At 27.3% G+C, this 594-nt stretch carries 1 pseudogene; it reads left to right on the top strand.

Annotation, left to right across the window (positions count from 1 at the left end):
* Nucleotides 1-149 precede the first annotated feature (149 nt).
* Nucleotides 150-594 (top strand): annotated as a pseudogene (locus tag GOQ24_RS16325) (hypothetical protein); the annotation flags it as partial.

Here is a 594-nt window from a genome sequence, read left to right on the forward strand (position 1 = left end):
GTTTTATAGGTCGTACAATTATTTCTATTTATGGCACAATGATTATTTTATTGTTATTAGTTAACCATTCGATGTTTAATGACACTTCAAAAAAAACAGAGAATAAAATCACATATCAGTGTGAAATCAAATCTTCAAAAAGTTAGCTCATGTATATAGGTTTTGAATTAAAAAATTTAAAAGAAATTAAATCGTTTGAAAAGTTCTATCAAATCGGAATTGAAAGTTTTGATAACGATAAAGCGCTAATTAAAAGTACTCTAGAAGAATTTATGAATCCAAATGGAAGTCTTAATGGAGATAAAATGCAATCAGTTTGGTTTCCAAAAATTAAGGCAGATATTTTTCTATCTCATTCACATACTGACAAAGATTTAGTAATAGCGTTTGCAGGATGGTTAAAACATACTTTTGATTTAACTGTTTTTATTGATTCCTGTATTTGGGGTTATTCCAAGGATTTACAAAAACTTATAGACAATAACTATAGCAAAAATCCTAACGGAAAATACAATTATGACAAAGTCTTATATGCTTCAAGTCATGTTCATATGATGCTTAATACAGCATTAATGCAAATGATAGATACTTGTG

It is taken from the genome of Myroides sp. LoEW2-1 (genome assembly GCF_009767705.1).
Lineage (GTDB): Bacteria > Bacteroidota > Bacteroidia > Flavobacteriales > Flavobacteriaceae > Flavobacterium > Flavobacterium album_A.